The following is a 381-nucleotide window of genomic DNA, read 5'->3' as shown; positions in this document are numbered from 1 at the left end:
CCGCAGACCTTCGAGGAGTGCGACGACTTCCTGTTCGGCCGCGATCTCCTCGTCGCCAGCGTCGTGGAGCCCGGCCAGCGCCAGCGCCCGGCGTGGCTGCCGGAAAACGAGTCCGGCTGGTACGACTTTTATAGCGGAGAGTGGTTTGCCGGCGGCCAGTGGATAACGCTCGATGCGCCGCTGGAGAAACTGCCGTTGATGGTGCGCGCCGGGGCGGGTCTGCCGCTCAGCGAGAGGATCGTCCACGTTGACGCCAAAAAAGACGACAGCCGCGAGCTGAAGCTGTTTCCGCTCAAGGGTGCGGGCTCGACGAGCGGCCTGCTCTTTGAAGATGACGGCGAGAGCTGGGGCTATCGCGACGGCGATGCGCTGTGGCTGGGG

1 pseudogene is annotated in these 381 nt (G+C 66.1%); it reads left to right on the top strand.

What is annotated here, in order from left to right:
* Positions 1-381: pseudogene (locus GVL04_RS24425) on the top strand (alpha-glucosidase); the annotation flags it as partial.

Source organism: Arthrobacter sp. 18067, assembly GCF_902706295.1.
Lineage (GTDB): Bacteria > Actinomycetota > Actinomycetes > Actinomycetales > Micrococcaceae > Arthrobacter.
Note: the sequence above shows the minus strand (reverse complement) of the source record. Positions and strands in the feature narration are given on the sequence as shown.